Origin of the sequence: Streptomyces sp. YIM 130001, assembly GCF_003574445.1 — a bacterium.
GTDB lineage: Bacteria > Actinomycetota > Actinomycetes > Streptomycetales > Streptomycetaceae > Streptomyces.
Window position 1 is genome coordinate 37,667 of record NZ_KZ984552.1, and the last position, 15,237, is coordinate 52,903.

Here is a 15,237-nt window from a genome sequence, read left to right on the forward strand (position 1 = left end):
GGCGGCGTGACTGTTCGGGGACCGGGGTGTCGAGTCGTCCGCGCGCCGCGGCCCCGCACGCCTCAGACCACCGCGCCGCGCCCCGGGTCCTCGTCCTCCTCGTCGTCGTCCTTCATCCGGGCGACGAGCGTCGCGAATCCGCCGAGGAACCCGCCGATGCTGAGGGTGGCCAGCCACCACGTCATCGGCCAGCCGAGCAGGATCGCGAGCAGCAGGAGCAACGGCCCGCCGAGCACGGCCAGCCACGCGAACCTCGCGGTGGTGTCCGCGCTGGGCAGCGGCGGCGGCTCCGGCGGCACGAAGTGCCCCTCGTCGTCCGTCTCGGGCTCGTCCTGCGCCGGCCGGCTCGGGCTGTAGTCGCGTGGTCCGACGCCCGGTGCGAAGGCGATCGAGCCGCCGACGGCGCCGGCGGAGCTGCCTTCGTCCCGCTCGCCGTCGGTGTCGGCCTCGGGCTCGCCGGCGGGCGGCGTGTCCTTGCCCGTCGCCTCGGCGACCAGACCTGCGAGGTCCTCGATCGACTTGAAGGGCTTGGCGCCGGGCGGGTCCGGCGGCTCCTCGCCGTACCCCGCGACGATCTCGGCCCAGACCTCGTCCTCGTCGAGGCTGCGGGGCGCTTCCTCGGACGGTCCTTCGGGATCCTGGGGAGGGCCGCCGGCCGTCTCGGGCACCAGGGCCTCGTCCGTGGCCGCCGCTTCCTCGGCGCCGTCCTTCTCCTCGCGGCTTCGGTCGCGGTCCGCGTCGTGCTCAGTCACCGGTCGAGGCCCCTTCCTTGTCCGCAGCCTTGTCCGCACTCGGGGCGAGCCCGGTCACGAAGGCGTAGCTGTCCTCGAAGATCCGGTCCGCGTCGTGGTCCAACGTCGCGACATGGAAGCTCTGTTCCAGCAGGGTCTCGGTGACGTCCGTGGAGGAGACCCGGCTCAGCACGCGCGCCGAGTCGGCGGGCGGCACCACATGGTCCTGCGGACTGTGCAGGAGCAGCAGCGGCTGGGTCACCTGGGGCAGTTCGGAGTCGACGAGCCGGAAGAAGCGGCGCAGCGAATGGGCCGCATGCAGCGGCACCCGCTCGTACCCGATCTCGACGCCGGTCTCCTTGGCGATGTCGCTCGCGATGCCCTTGGTGGTCCGCACGAGGTGCCGGGCGACCGGCAGGGCGTGGGCGGCCAGGCCGTGCACCTTGTTCGCCGGATTGACCACGACGATGCCCTGGACGTCGCTGCCGTGCTTGGCGGCCAGTCGCAGGGCCAGGGCTCCGCCCATCGAGAGTCCGAAGACGAAGACGCGGGTGCAGCGGTCGAGCAGGGCCCGCAGCTCGCGGTCCACCTCCGCGTACCAGTCCTGCCAGCCGGTGATCTGCAGGTCCTGCCAGCGGGTGCCGTGCCCCGGCAGCAGCGGCAGCGAGACGGTCAGGCCGCGCTCGGCGAGGTACTCGGCCCAGGGGCGCATCGACTGGGGCGAGCCGGTGAAGCCGTGACAGAGGAGCACGCCGATCTCGCCGCCCTCGTGGCGGTACGGCTCGGCTCCGGGGAGGACCGGCACCTTCGGTCTCCTGTTCGTGGAGAGGGGACGGGGTGCCTCGCGGGGGGAGCGCACTGCGGAGGCGTACTTCACCGTACGCGACCGGACCGACACCGACCAGGGCCGCAGGAGGCCGCGGTGCCCAGGAGCGCTGCGGTGCCAAGGGATAGGGTCTGTTCGACGGAACAGAAAGGCACCTGCGTTGATCTACGGCGTGATGAAGCTGACCGTCGGCGGGTCCCTGAAGACTGTCTTCAGGCCCTGGGTGGAGGGCCTCGAGAACGTCCCTGCCGAGGGGTCGGCGATCCTCGCGAGCAACCACCTCTCGTTCTCGGACTCCTTCTTCCTGCCCGCGGTCCTCGACCGGAAGATCACGTTCATCGCCAAGGCGGAGTACTTCACGTCGCCGGGGGTCAAGGGCAGGCTCACGGCCGCCTTCTTCAAGGGCGTCGGACAGCTCCCGGTAGACCGCTCCGGCGGGCGCGGCGCCGGTGAGGCCGCCATCCGCAGCGGCATCTCGGTACTCGAACGCGGCGAACTCTTCGGCATCTACCCGGAAGGCACCCGCTCGCCCGACGGCCGTCTCTACCGCGGCAAACCCGGTGGCCTCGCGCGCGTGGCCCTCGCCACCGGCGCACCGGTCGTCCCGGTCGCGATGATCGACACCGAGAAGATCCAGCCGCCCGGCAAGGCCGTACCCAAGCTGATGCGCCCGGGGATCAGGATCGGCGAGCCCCTGGACTTCAGCCGGTACCAGGGGCTCGAGGGCGACCGTTTCATCCTGCGCTCGGTCACCGACGAGGTGATGTACGAGATCATGAAGCTCTCCGGCCAGGAGTACGTCGACATCTACGCGACGGCGGCGAAGCGGCAGATCGCGGACGCGGCCAAGAAGCGGGCGGAGCTGGAGAAGGCCCGCAAGGCCGACGGCCAGGGGCCGGTGGACCGGCCGGGGCCGGCGGACGAGGGTGGGACGACGGACCGGTCCGTACCCGGTTAGGACGACAGGTTTCCGGCCGCGCACGCCCTCCGCGAGGGCACGCGGTACCGGCGGAAGCGAGGTGGGGGAGATGGCCCGACGCGAACAGGTGCTGCGGATGTCCGTGGAGCTGCCGCTGTGGCGTGCCCTGAGCGCCTACCGCGTACTGACGATGCTGTACGCGGCCGCGCTGTTCGTGCACGGCCGCGCGGACTACGAGCGACCCTGGATCGGCTACGCGTTCCTCGCGGTGCTCGCCGTCTGGACCGTCGCCACCCTGCCGAGAGTGGCCAACGCGGCCAGCTGCACCCGGCGCTTCCTGGCCGCCGACCTCACCGTCGCCCTCACCGGCATACTCCTGACCCCGCTCGCCGACACCACCGAGGGCGACGGGCCGACCCTGCCGTCCATCTGGACCGCGGGTGCCGTCCTGGCCTTCGCCGTCAAGGGCGGCTGGCGCTGGGCGGCCGTGGCCTCCTCGCTGGTCGCCATGGCCAACCTGGTCCAGCGCGGCGCACCGAGCCAGGACGTCGTGCACAACGTGCTCCTGGTCTGGGTCGCCTCCATCGCCATCGGCTACGTCGTCGAGGTGGCCCGCGCATCGGAGCGGACCCTGGCCAGGGCGCTGGAGATCGAAGCCGCGACCCGCGAGCGCGAACGGCTCGCCCGCGACATCCACGACAGCGTGCTCCAGGTCCTGTCCATGGTGCAGCGCCGAGGCGCCCAGATCGGCGGCGAGGCCGCGGAACTCGGCCGGATGGCTGGGGACCAGGAGGTCGCCCTGCGCAGCCTGGTGGCCGGCGGTGTGATCCCGGTGTCCCGCGCCAGCGACGACGCCTCGCAGGGTGCGCTGGTCCGCGAGGTCGACGATCCCGAGCACCCCGAATCCGGCGGCGCGTCGGACGGTCCCCGTGACCTGCGGAGTCTGCTCACCCCGTACGCCGGTTCGCGGGTCACTCTCTCCGAACCGGGCGCCCCGGTCCTGCTCCCCGCGCACGCCGCACGTGAACTGGCCGCCGCTGTCGGTGCGGCCCTGGACAATGTGCGGCAGCACGTGGGGGACGAGGCCCGAGCCTGGATCCTGGTCGAGGACTGGCCGGACGAGGTGATCGTGACGGTGCGCGACGACGGCCCCGGCATCCCGGACGGCCGGCTCGCGCAGGCGGAGGGGGAGGGCCGCCTGGGTGTGGCCCAGTCGATCCGCGGCAGGCTCCGGGACATCGGCGGTACGGCCGACCTGGTCTCGATGCCGGGGCAGGGCACCGAGGTCGAGCTCAAGACACCGAAGCAGGACGACAAGCGGGGGAAGGCGGCACGATGACAGGCCCTGGCGACACCGTGGGACCACGGACGGACGGAGCGGACCGTAGGAAGGCGCCGGACGAAGGAGGCGACGGGAGGCCGACGGACGCCGCCGACGCACCGGACGGCGAGCAGGCGGAAGCGCGGCGGAGCGGCGGCCCCGCCCCCATCAAGGTCATGGTGGTCGACGACCACCCGATGTGGCGGGACGCCGTCGCCCGCGACCTCGGCGCCGAGCCCGGCTTCGAGGTCGTCGCCACCGCGGGCGACGGCGAGCAGGCGGTGCGCAGGGCCCGGGCGGCAGCACCCGACGTCCTCGTCCTCGATCTCAACCTGCCCGCCAAGCCCGGGGTCCAGGTCTGCAAGGAACTGGTCGGCACCGACCCGGCTCTGCGCGTCCTGGTCCTCTCGGCCAGCGGCGAGCACGCCGACGTTCTGGAGGCGGTCAAGTCCGGGGCCACCGGGTACCTGGTCAAATCGGCCTCCACCGAGGAACTGATCGACGCCGTGCGCCGGACGGCCGACGGAGACCCCGTGTTCACGCCGGGTCTCGCGGGCCTGGTCCTCGGCGAGTACCGCAGGCTCGCCTCCGAACCAGCCCCGGCGACCGCGGACGAGCCCCTGGCCCCGCAGCTCACCGACCGGGAGACGGAGGTGCTCCGCCTGGTCGCCAAGGGCCTGAGCTACAAGCAGATCGCCGAGCGCCTGGTGATCTCCCACCGCACCGTGCAGAACCACGTCCAGAACACCCTCGGCAAGCTCCAGCTGCACAATCGGGTCGAGCTGGTCCGCTACGCCATCGAGCGCGGCCTCGACGAGGAGCCTCCGGAGTCCCGCTGACCCGGAGGCAACCCGGGGGAAGCAGGAGATCAACACCTGCTTCTTTCAAGGGAATTGACGTCCCGACCATCCCGGAGTGACCTGGATCACCATTAGCGTGGCCGCACACAGCCATGTGGTGAAGGGATGATTCCATGCGGGTCGGAGTACTGACCGGAGGAGGCGACTGCCCTGGGCTCAACGCCGTCATCCGGGGCATCGTCCGCAAGGGCGTGCAGGAGTACGACTACTCATTCATCGGCTTCAGGGACGGCTGGCGGGGACCGCTCGAGGGTGACGCGGTGCCTCTCGGCATCCCGTCGGTGCGCGGCATCCTGCCGCGCGGCGGCACCATCCTCGGCTCCTCGCGGACCAACCCCCTCAAGGAGCGAGACGGCATCCGCCGGATCAAGGAGAACCTCGCCAAGTCCGAGGTCGACGCCCTGATCGTGATCGGCGGCGAGGACACCCTGGGCGTCGCAGCCCGCCTCGACGACGAGTACGGCGTCCACGTCGTCGGCGTACCCAAGACCATCGACAACGACCTCTCGGCAACCGACTACACCTTCGGCTTCGACACCGCGGTCGGCATCGCCACCGAGGCCATCGACCGGCTGCACACCACGGCCGAGTCCCACATGCGGGTCCTGGTCGTCGAGGTGATGGGCCGGCACGCGGGCTGGATCGCCCTGCACTCGGGTCTGGCCGGCGGAGCCAACGCGATCCTCATCCCGGAACAGCGCTTCGACGTCGACCAGGTCTGCGCCTGGGTCAACTCGCGATTCCGCGCCTCGTACGCACCGATCGTGGTGATCGCCGAAGGGGCGATGCCACGCGACGGCGACGTGGTGCTCAAGGACGGCTCGCTCGATTCCTACGGTCACGTCCGGCTCTCCGGCGTCGGCGAGTGGCTGGCCAAGCAGATCGAGGACCGCACCGGAAAGGAGGCCCGTACGACGGTGCTCGGCCATGTGCAGCGAGGCGGCACCCCGAGCGCCTTCGACCGCTGGCTCGCCACCCGCTTCGGCCTGCACGCCATCGAGGCGGTGCGCGACGGGGACTTCGGGAAGATGGTCGCGCTGCGCGGCACCGACATCGTGCGGGTGCCGATCGCCGACGCCACCGCCCGCCTGAAGACGGTGGACCCCGAGCTGTACGAGGAGGTCGGCGTCTTCTTCGGCTGATCCGTCGGCCCGTCGGCCCGTCGGCCCGCCGGCCCGTCCGTCCGCCCTGTCCGTCGATCCGTGGTCCCGGCCGGCCGTGCTCCACCGAGCGCTCCGGAGTGTCCCGGCCGGGACACCGCCGTATATTCGCCCTGTCCGGTGCACTGCGCAAAGCAGACGAAAGCCGCAGCGACGAGAAGACGGGACGAGACGTGGAGATCCTGGCGTTCGGTGTGCAGTCCGACGAGCGGCCGCTGCTCGAGAGGGCCTTCGCGGGCCACCACGACATCCGCTGCGTGGACGTCTTCCTGAACGAGGACACCGCCCCCATCGCGGCGGGCTACGAGGCCGTCTCGACCAGCGTCAACGCCAGCCTCAACCACCGCGTGCTGCAGACCCTCGCAGCCGGCGGCACCCAGTTCATCGCCCAGCGCTCGACCGGCTTCAACAACATCGACCTGCAGGTCGCCGAGCGGCTCGGCCTCACCGTCGCCCGTGTCTCGTACTACTCGCCGTACTCGGTGGCCGAGTTCGCCTGGACCCTCGCCATGGCCGTCAACCGCCGCATCGTCCGCGCCGCCGGCCGCACCCGCGACTTCGACTTCCGCCTCGACGGTCTGCTCGGCCGCGACCTGCACGGGCGTACCGCAGGAGTACTCGGCACCGGCAAGATCGGCGAAGCCTTCACCCGGATCGCCCACGGCTTCGGCATGCGCCTGCTCGGCTGGGACGTCGCAGAGAACCCGGCCCTCGAGGAACTCGGCATGGAGTACGTCGACAAGGAGCGCCTCCTTGCCGAGTCCGACCTGATCAGCCTGCACGTACCCCTGCTGCCGGCCACCGAGCACCTGATCGGCGCCGCCCAGCTGAAGTCCATGAAGGACGACGCGATCCTGGTCAACTCCAGCCGCGGAGGCCTGATCGACACCGAGGCCCTGGTCGGCGAGCTGCGCCTCGGCCGCTTCGCCGGCGTCGGCCTCGACGTCTACGAGGCCGAGGCCGGGCTCTTCTTCCTCGACAAGTCGATCCAGGGCATCGAGGACGACACCCTGGCCCGCCTCGTCACGTTCCCCAACGTGGTGGTGACCTCGCACCAGGCGTACTACACCGTCGACGCGGTCGGCGAGATCATCGCCACCACCTTGCAGAACGTCCTCGACTACACCGAGGGCCGACGCAGCGAGAACGTGCTCGTCCCGGCCCCGCCCGCCACCAGCTGACGCACCAGTTCCGAGACGACAGCCGTGCCGCGCAGCGTGAGCACCGACTCCGGGTGGAACTGCACCCCGGCGAATCCCGGTCCGCTCAGGGCGTTCACCTCCCCGCTGGCCGCGTCCCGGGACACCCGCACCCCGTGCGCCGCCAGTTCCGCTTCGCCCTCGTCGTCGCAGCGCGCCACGAAGCTGTTGTAGAAGCCGACCGTCTCCGGGCGCCCGAAGAGCTCGATCCGCACCTGCGCCCCCTGGTACGGCACCTGCTTGCGTACGATCTCCAACCCCAGCTCGGCGGCCAGGAGTTCGTGGCCCAGGCAGACCCCGAGAACCCCGTGCCGGTGCTCGCGCACCGCCCGGGCGGCGAGTTCCCGCAGGAACCGCATCTTCGGATCCCCGAGATCCGCCGGGTCGCCAGGCCCGGGGCCGAGGACCAGTGGCCCCTCATGGGCCCGCACCGCCTCCCGCAGCCCCGGCTCGTCGTAGCGCCGCACCGTGACATCGAGCCCGCAGGACCGCAACAGATGCGCCAGCATCGATGTGAAGGTGTCCTCGCCGTCCACGATCAGCGCGTGCCCGCTCAGCTCAGCGGTCCGCTCCTGCATCCGCAGCCAGAACGGCGCGAGTGAGGCCCGCCGGGAATCCAGCGCCTCCTGCACCCGGGGATCGTCGGCGAGCCGCCCCCGTCGGCCCTCCTCGTGTGCACGCCCCGGGCGCACCCCGAGCGCGGCCAGTACACCGGCGGCCTTGGCGTGCGTCTCGGCGACCTCGGCCCGCGGATCGGAGTCACGCACCAGGGTCGCGCCGACCGCCACCTTCAGCCGCCCGTCCGCCGCGATGTCCGCGGTCCTGATCAGGATGGGGGAGTCGAGGGTCTGGGCGCCGCCCGAGTCCCGTTCGATCAGTGCGAGCGCGCCCGCGTAGTAGCCGCGGCCGGCGCCGTCCGACGCGGCGGGTTCGTACCGCTCGATCACCCGGCAGGCGTTCTGCACCGGCGAGCCCGTGACCGTCGCGGCGAACATGGTCTCCCGGAGGACCTCGCGCACGTCGAGCGAGGAACGGCCGCGCAACTCGTACTCCGTGTGCGCGAGATGAGCCATCTCCTTCAGGCGCGGACCCACCACCACCCCGCCCATGTCGCCGACGGTGCACATCATCTTGAGTTCCTCGTCCACCACCATGGACAGCTCGGCCGTCTCCTTGGCGTCGTCGAGGAACCGGAGCAGATCGTCCGCGCTGGGCGCCCCTTCGGGGTAGCGGAAGGTACCGCTGATCGGATTCATCACGACGGTGCCGCCGCTCATCCGCACATGCACCTCGGGGCTCGCACCGACCAGCGTGCGCCCCTGCGGGCCTCCGGTGTGCACGACGTACGTCCAGTACGCCCCGCGCTCGCCGTCCAAAAGCCGGCGGAACAGGGCCAGAGCGTCCGCCCGCGAGAAGCCGTCCACCCGCCCCTCGAAGTTCCGGCGGATGACGAAGTTCGCCCCCTCGCCCCGGCCGATCTCGTCCCGCAGCACCCGCTCGACGATCTCCGCGTACGCCTCGTCGTCCACGTCGAAGGCCCCGTCGGTGACCCGCACCTCGTGCGCGGGCAGCTGCTCCAGCGCCTCCGCCACGGACAGTTCGTAACTCTGCGACGCGGTCAGGACGGTCAGCGGCGTGCCGTCGTCCCGTACGTCGAAGCCGCGCTCGGCGATCTGCCGGAACGGCACCAGGGCGAGCACGGGCAGCGGGCTCTCGGGGATGTCCGCGAGGCGCTCGGCCTCGTGGGTGGGGCCGATCAGCACCTCGACGGTGTCGTGATCGCGGCCCGGAGTGCGGCGGCGCAGCAGTGCGAACGGCGGGGAGTCGTCCTCGAGCAGACGGTTCAGCGGCATGGTGTTCCTTCCAGTCGGATCACGTCGACGGTTCGAGTGGGAGGAACGGCCCCGGACATGGAAAAGGCCGCCCCTCGGGCGGCCTTCGCGTCTTCGGATACGCGCAGTCAGTGGGCCGCCGGTTGAGCGGTCCACCACCAGTTACGGGTCGTGTGCGCGAACATGCCGGGAACCCTAGCGGACCCGGGGGCGCGGGGGCACTCGCGTCTCGCGACCCGGTCACCCGCATGGGCGAGGTGTCTGCCGGCTCCTGCGGAACCGGACAGCGCGTCTCACCCAGTGGTCCGGGCGCAGGGCACGCCTGACGACCCCGTAATGTTGACGAGGTGACCGTGAACGCTAAGACCACCGCAACCGGTGGCAACACCTGGCGAGACCTTCCCGCGGCGCAGCAGCCCGAGTACCCCGATGCCGAGGCGCTGCGCGATGTGATCGCGGACCTCGAGTCGTATCCCCCGCTGGTTTTCGCCGGCGAGTGTGACCAGCTGCGCGCCCGCCTTGCGTCCGTCGCCAAGGGGGAGGCGTTCCTGCTCCAGGGCGGCGACTGTGCCGAGGCCTTCGACGCGGTGTCCGCCGACCACATCCGCAGCAAACTCAAGACGCTCCTGCAGATGGGCGCCGTCCTGACGTACGCGGCCTCGGTGCCCGTGGTCAAGGTCGGCCGCATCGCCGGCCAGTACTCGAAGCCGCGCTCCAAGCCGAACGAGACCCGCGACGGCGTGACCCTGCCGACCTACCGCGGCGACTCCGTCAACGGCTTCGACTTCACCGAAAAGGCCCGGATCCCGGACCCCGAGCGCCTGAAGCGGATGTACCACGCCTCCGCCTCGACGCTGAACCTGGTCCGCGCCTTCACCACCGGCGGCTACGCCGACCTGCGCCAGGTGCACGCCTGGAACCAGGACTTCGTGAAGTCGTCCCCGTCCGGCCAGCGCTACGAGCAGCTCGCCCGCGAGATCGACATGGCGCTCAACTTCATGCGCGCCTGCGGCACCGACCCCGCCGAGTTCCAGACCGTCGAGTTCTACGCCTCCCACGAGGCGCTGCTGCTGGACTACGAGACTGCGCTGACCCGTACCGACTCCCGCACCGGGAACTGGTACGACACCTCCGGCCACATGGTGTGGATCGGCGAGCGCACCCGGCAGATGGACGGCGCGCACATCGAGTTCGCCTCCCAGGTCCGCAACCCGATCGGCATCAAGCTCGGCCCGACGACGACCCCGGAGGAGGCGCTGCAGTACATCGAGCGTCTCGACCCGGACCGCGAGCCCGGCCGGCTCACGTTCATCGTGCGGATGGGCGCGGACAAGATCCGCGACAAGCTGCCGACCCTGATCGAGAAGGTCACCGCATCGGGTGCACAGGTCGCCTGGGTGACCGACCCGATGCACGGCAACACGTTCGAGGCCGCCTCCGGCCACAAGACCCGCCGCTTCGACGACGTGCTCGACGAGGTCAAGGGCTTCTTCGAGGTCCACAAGAGCCTGGGCACCCACCCGGGCGGTATCCACGTCGAGCTCACCGGTGACGACGTCACCGAGTGCGTGGGCGGCGGCGACGAGATCTTCGTCGACGATCTGCACCAGCGCTACGAGACGGCCTGCGACCCGCGGCTCAACCGCAGCCAGTCGCTCGACCTGGCATTCCTCGTCGCGGAGATGTACCGGGACCAGTAGATCCTGGCTGGACGTACGACTGTGGGGCACGGATCGATGTGATTCGTGCCCCACAGCGTTTTGTGGCCGGAGCAGGCCGGGTACGGTTAGGTTAGCCTCACCGAATCATCGGGACAGGCCGTACGGATCGATCCCGAACCAAGCCCGGGGAGGTGAACCGCGTGTACGTGTGCTCTTGCTTCGGTGTCACGGAGCAGCAGGTGAAGCAGCACGTGGACGACGGTGCGTACACCCCGCGGCAGATCGCCTCAGCCTGCAAGGCGGGCACCGACTGCGGTTCCTGTGTCCGCCGCATCCAGTCCCTGCTCGGCCGGGGTGCGTGCCCGCGGCGCGAGCTCGTGGAGCAGGGGTCCAGCGCGACGGCCCTGGCCCCCGAACCCGTACCGGCTCCGGAGGCCGAGCCCCTCGCCAGGCCCGGACTACCGGAAGCGGCCTGAGCCGCGGTCGCCGCGGTCAGCCCTCCGGCTGCTCGATCAGCTGCGCGATGTAGAGCGGCTCCCCGAGCTTCTCGACGAGCTCCAGCTGAGTGTCCAGGTAGTCGATGTGATGCTCCTCGTCCTCGAGGATCGACTCGAAGAGGTTCGCCGAGGTGATGTCACCCTTGGCGCGCATGATCTCGATACCGCGCTTGAGCCGGTCGATGGCCTCGACCTCGATCTGCCGGTCCGCCTTGAACATCTCGGTGACCGTCTGGCCGACCCGGACGTGGAACAGCCGCTGGTAGTTGGGCAGTCCGTCGAGAAACAGGATGCGGTCGGTGAGGATCTCGGCATGCTTCATCTCGTCGAAGGACTCGGCGCGGGTGTATTTGGCGAGCTTCGTCCAGCCGAAATTGTCCTGCATCTTGGCATGCAGGAAGTACTGATTGATCGCGGTGAGCTCGGCGGTCAGCTGCTCATTCAGGAATTCGATGACCTCGGGGTCGCCCTGCATGGCAGAGGCTCCTTCCAGGCGCGTTCGGGGCAGGTGCGCGCATCCTTGCATCGGCACCGTGGGGCGTCCAGTAAGTGCATGCTTAGTAGGAGTTGCCCGAATCGGTGCAGACCTGGTCACGTCCACCCTGCCCGGTCTGTCAGGATGGACGCATGGGTCAGCCGGAAAGTCGCGGAGTGTCGGAGCGGTCGGAACTTCCGCCAGGGCAGCGGCTGCAGCGCGGATGGCCGGTCACCCATTACGGCCCCGTCCCCAAATTCCGGCCGGAACGCTGGGAGTTCAGGGTGTTCGGCGCCACCGCCGACGGGGACAAGCACTGCTGGACCCACGAGGAATTCGGCGACCTGCCGTACGAGACTATCGTCGCGGATCTGCACTGCGTCACGAAATTCTCGATGCTGGGCGCCGAATGGGGCGGAGTGTCGTCCCGTACGCTGCTGGAATTCTCGCCCCCGGCCCCTGACGTCACGCATGTCATGGTCTGGGCCGAGTACGGCTTCAGTTCCAATCTGCGCCTCGCCGACTTCGCGTCGGAGCAGGCCATCTTCGCCACGCATCGTGACGGGGAGCCGCTCACCGCGGAGCACGGCTTCCCGCTCCGCCTCGTCGTTCCGCATCTGTACGCCTGGAAGGGGCCCAAGTGGGTCCGCGGGGTCGAGTACATGACGGCCGACCGGCGCGGCTTCTGGGAGGAGCGCGGCTATCACAACGTCGGCGACCCCTGGCGCGAGCAGCGCTACTCCTACCAGGAGGAGCCCGGCGACGGGCCTGAGCTGTAGCGCCTGCGCAGGCGCGTTCCTCAAGCGGTGCGGGCGAGCGCTCGGCGGTCCGGGAGCTCCCGGAGTTCCTTGAGTCGGGCCACGTCGGCCGCGTGGCCCTCCTTGCCGCCGGGCGTCTCGATGATCAGCGGAACCCCCTCCGTCGCGGGGTGGGCGAGCAGCTCACGGAACGGGTCAAGTCCGATGTGCCCTGCGCCGATGTTCGCGTGCCGGTCCTTGTGTGCGCCGACCACGTCCTGTGAGTCGTTGGCGTGGATCAGTCGCAGTCGGCCCTCGCCGACCGTGTCGACCAGCAGATCGAGGGTCTGCCGCATGCCGTCCTGACCCGTGAGGTCGTGTCCGGCCGCGAAGATGTGACAGGTGTCGAGGCAGACGCCGAGCTTCGGGTGTGCGTCCAGGGCCTCGAAGTACGGGGCGTAGTCCCAGGTGCGCGAGCAGACCGAGGCGCCCTGTCCGGCCGTCGATTCGAGGAGCAGCTGCGGGTCGTCCTCGTGGGTCAGCTCGTCGAGCAGCGGCAGCATCCGTTCACGCACCTGACGCAGCGCCTCCTCGCGGTGCCGGCCGCCGGTCGCCGAACCGGTGTGCACGACGACGCCGAGTGCGCCGATCTCGCGCCCGCGGCGCAGCGAGTGCCGCAGCGAATCCACCGACCGGTCGACCGTCGCGGCCGTGTGGGAACCGAAGTTGATCAAGTACGGAGCGTGGACGAAAGCAGGCAGCCCTTCGTCCGCGCAGGCCGTGCGGAAGGCCTCGTCCTGCTGCGGATTGCCGGTGGGCGTCGCCCAGCCGCGCGGATTGGCCACGAAGACCTGGACGGACTCGGCGCCCATCTCGCGGGCGTACGTCAGGCCGACGGATGCGAGGCCGCCTGCCACCGGGACATGGCCGCCGACGGGATTGCGAAGGTTCTTGCTGGTCACGCCGTCCAGGGTGACACGGAGCCGCCAGTGCCCGGACGGCGGCCCGGCCGTGCGGGCGTCAGCGCACGCGGATGGTGATCTCGCTGCCCCGCTTCGCCTCTTCGCCGCCGGCCACCGACTGGTCCCAGACCTTCTCGCCGATGAACCAGCTCTGGACCTTGACCTCGAATCCGGCGTCCTCGAGTTCGCTGCGCGCCTCGTCCTTCTGCATGCCTTCGACGTCCGGCACCTCGACCATGTCCTGGCCCTTGGAGACCGTCAGAGTCACCGTGTCGCCGGTGGCGAGCTGCGTGCCCTCGCCCGGCTTCTGGCGTGCGACGTCGCCCTCGTCGTGTTCGGAGAACATCCGCTGGGAGGCCACCTTGACCTCGAGGCCGGCCTCCTCGAGCTCACCGCGTGCGTCGTCCAGTGATTCGCCGACCACGTCGGGCGCCTCGATCGGGCTGCCCTTGCTGACGGTCAGGGCGATCGCGCTGCCGGGCTTGCGCTTGCTGCCCGCGGCCGGCTCGGTGCCGATCACCGAGTTGCGCGGAACGTCCTCGCTGAACGCGCGCTTGACCATCCCGGGCTTGAGACCGCTCTTGTCCAGTTCCTTCCTGGCCTCGGACAGCGTCTCGTTCTTCACGTTCGGGACGGTGACGATGCGCGGGCCGAGCGAGATGGTGAGCTTCACGCGGCCGTTGCTGCGGATGCGGTCACCGGCCTTCGGGGCGCTGTTCATCACCGTGCCGCGGTCGTAGGCGACGCTGTAGGCCCGGTCCACCTCGCGCACCGAGAGACCGGCGTCGTCGAGCGCGGACGCGGCCTGCTTCTCCGTCTTGCTGAGCAGCGGCGGGACGCGGGTGAACTGGCCCGAGTTGATGTACCAGACACCGGCGCCGAGGCCGAGCGCAAGCAGTACGGCGGTCACGGTGAGGAGCACGCCGCGGCGCGGCCTGTGCCAGGCCCGTGCGAGCCGGGAGCCGCCCGGTGGACGCCCGACGGGTGGCGCGGGCGGCATCACGAACCGGCTCGTGCGGTTCAACTGCTCGTCCTCGGCCGCCCCCGCCGGCTCGGGCAGCTCGAGCTGCCGCGCGTGCGCGGTGCCGACGCCCGCGGCGGTGCGCGGGATCACGCTGGTGCGGTCGTCCGTGTTCGTGTGCTCCGTGGCGCGAGCGCCGGGCGGTACCGCGTCGAGCTGGTCCTCGGTCAGCGTGCCGCGCGCGCGGCGGGTGTCCGCGAGGAGGGCGACGGCGTCCGGCGGGCGCAGCTCGGGGTTGCGCGCGGTGCCGGCGGCGACCAGTTCGTCGAGTACGTAGGGCAGCCCGGGGACGGCCGCGGACGGCGGTGGAACGTCCTCGTTGAGGTGCAGGTAGAGAACCTGGGCGGGGGAGTCGCCGGCGTGCGGCTTGCCGCCGGTCAGCATTTCGTAGAGCACCACCCCGCACGCGTAGACGTCGACGCGGGGGTCGACGGTGCCGGCCTCGATCTGCTCGGGCGCCAGGTAGGAGACGGTGCCGAGCACGGCGCCCGTCGTGTTGGTCACCGTGTCCACCGAGCGGACCAGGCCGAAGTCCGCCACCTTGACGCGGCCGTCGTCCCCTATCAGGACGTTCTCCGGCTTCATGTCGCGGTGTACGAAGCCGGCCCGGTGGGCGGCGCCGAGGGCGGCCAGGACCGGCTCCAGGATGTCCAGGGCGGCGCGCGGCTGCAGGGCGCCGCGCTCGCGCAGGACGTCGCGCAGGGTGCAGCCCGCCACGTACTCCATCGCCAGGTAGACGTAACTGCCGTCCGTGCCCTGGTCGTAGACGCCGACCACATTCGGGTGGGAGAGCCGCGCCACCGACTTCGCCTCGCGGATGAAGCGCTCCACGAACGTGGTGTCCGCGGCGAGGGCGGGGTGCATCACCTTGAGTGCGAGCACGCGGTCGAGGCGGGTGTCCACGGCCCGGTAGACCGTGGCCATCCCGCCGACCGCGATGCGCGCATCGATGCGGTACCGCTCGTCGAGCACCTGGCCGACGAGCGGGTCCTGGAGGGTCGTGTCCACGCAGGCGAGTGTACGAGCCGTCGCCGAC

General features: G+C 70.6%; 14 protein-coding genes. 8 read left to right on the plus strand and 6 right to left on the minus strand.

All coding sequences use genetic code 11. The features are described 5' to 3' along the window. Positions 1-62 precede the first annotated feature (62 nt). Positions 63-752, minus strand: coding sequence for a hypothetical protein (locus DSC45_RS10150; RefSeq protein WP_119289318.1), 690 nt, complete (start codon positions 750-752; stop codon positions 63-65). Next, a complete protein-coding gene (locus DSC45_RS10155; protein WP_119289319.1) occupies positions 745-1,536 on the minus strand; it encodes an alpha/beta hydrolase in 792 nt (263 codons plus the stop codon). The genes DSC45_RS10150 and DSC45_RS10155 overlap by 8 nt, the downstream gene beginning before the upstream one ends. Positions 1,537-1,732: 196 nt before the next feature. On the opposite strand from DSC45_RS10155, the gene DSC45_RS10160 reads away from it, so the two are divergent. The 5 genes from DSC45_RS10160 (at position 1,733) to DSC45_RS10180 (ending at position 6,998) form a co-directional block, all read left to right on the plus strand. After that, positions 1,733-2,515, plus strand: coding sequence for a lysophospholipid acyltransferase family protein (locus tag DSC45_RS10160; protein WP_240434582.1), 783 nt, complete (start codon positions 1,733-1,735; stop codon positions 2,513-2,515). A gap of 70 nt (positions 2,516-2,585) precedes the next feature. Further along, on the plus strand, positions 2,586-3,815 hold the full coding sequence (locus DSC45_RS10165) for a MacS family sensor histidine kinase (RefSeq protein WP_119289321.1): 1,230 nt from the start codon (positions 2,586-2,588) through the stop codon (positions 3,813-3,815). 158 nt (positions 3,816-3,973) lie between these two features. Further along, positions 3,974-4,636 carry a response regulator gene (locus DSC45_RS10170; RefSeq protein ID WP_119289913.1) on the plus strand — a complete coding sequence of 221 codons (663 nt, stop codon included), beginning with the start codon at positions 3,974-3,976 and terminating at the stop codon, positions 4,634-4,636. Between the two features lie 134 nt (positions 4,637-4,770). Continuing rightward, positions 4,771-5,799 (plus strand): 6-phosphofructokinase, encoded by a 1,029-nt coding sequence (locus tag DSC45_RS10175; protein WP_119289323.1) that lies wholly within the window; start codon positions 4,771-4,773, stop codon positions 5,797-5,799. A gap of 191 nt (positions 5,800-5,990) precedes the next feature. Then, positions 5,991-6,998 carry a 2-hydroxyacid dehydrogenase gene (locus DSC45_RS10180; RefSeq protein ID WP_119289325.1) on the plus strand — a complete coding sequence of 336 codons (1,008 nt, stop codon included), beginning with the start codon at positions 5,991-5,993 and terminating at the stop codon, positions 6,996-6,998. Here the strand turns inward: DSC45_RS10180 and DSC45_RS10185 are convergent. Further along, entirely contained in the window at positions 6,938-8,869 is a 1,932-nt protein-coding gene (locus tag DSC45_RS10185; protein ID WP_119289327.1) for an anthranilate synthase family protein, read from the minus strand. The two genes, DSC45_RS10180 and DSC45_RS10185, sit on opposite strands and share 61 nt — an antisense overlap. 332 nt (positions 8,870-9,201) lie before the next feature. Here DSC45_RS10185 and DSC45_RS10195 point away from each other — a divergent pair, with 332 nt between their 5' ends. Then, the gene (locus DSC45_RS10195) at positions 9,202-10,548 is read left to right on the plus strand and encodes a class II 3-deoxy-7-phosphoheptulonate synthase (RefSeq protein WP_162929193.1); all 1,347 of its coding nucleotides are present in this window, start codon (positions 9,202-9,204) and stop codon (positions 10,546-10,548) included. A gap of 200 nt (positions 10,549-10,748) precedes the next feature. Continuing rightward, on the plus strand, positions 10,749-10,985 hold the full coding sequence (locus tag DSC45_RS10200) for a (2Fe-2S)-binding protein (protein ID WP_240434568.1): 237 nt from the start codon (positions 10,749-10,751) through the stop codon (positions 10,983-10,985). Between the two features lie 16 nt (positions 10,986-11,001). Here DSC45_RS10200 and bfr read toward each other — a convergent pair whose 3' ends face one another. Further along, entirely contained in the window at positions 11,002-11,481 is a 480-nt protein-coding gene (gene bfr / locus DSC45_RS10205; protein WP_119289334.1) for a bacterioferritin, read from the minus strand. 152 nt (positions 11,482-11,633) lie between these two features. Here bfr and DSC45_RS10210 point away from each other — a divergent pair, with 152 nt between their 5' ends. After that, positions 11,634-12,260: a sulfite oxidase-like oxidoreductase gene (locus DSC45_RS10210; protein WP_119289335.1), complete on the plus strand. Its 627-nt coding sequence runs from the start codon at positions 11,634-11,636 to the stop codon at positions 12,258-12,260. Positions 12,261-12,280: 20 nt separating this feature from the next. On the opposite strand, the gene DSC45_RS10215 is transcribed toward DSC45_RS10210, so the two are convergent. Together DSC45_RS10215 and pknB are read right to left on the minus strand one after the other, a co-directional pair. Further along, on the minus strand, positions 12,281-13,180 hold the full coding sequence (locus DSC45_RS10215; protein WP_162929181.1) for a deoxyribonuclease IV: 900 nt from the start codon (positions 13,178-13,180) through the stop codon (positions 12,281-12,283). Between the two features lie 58 nt (positions 13,181-13,238). After that, positions 13,239-15,209, minus strand: coding sequence for a Stk1 family PASTA domain-containing Ser/Thr kinase (gene pknB, locus DSC45_RS10220; protein ID WP_119289339.1), 1,971 nt, complete (start codon positions 15,207-15,209; stop codon positions 13,239-13,241). Positions 15,210-15,237 lie beyond the last annotated feature (28 nt).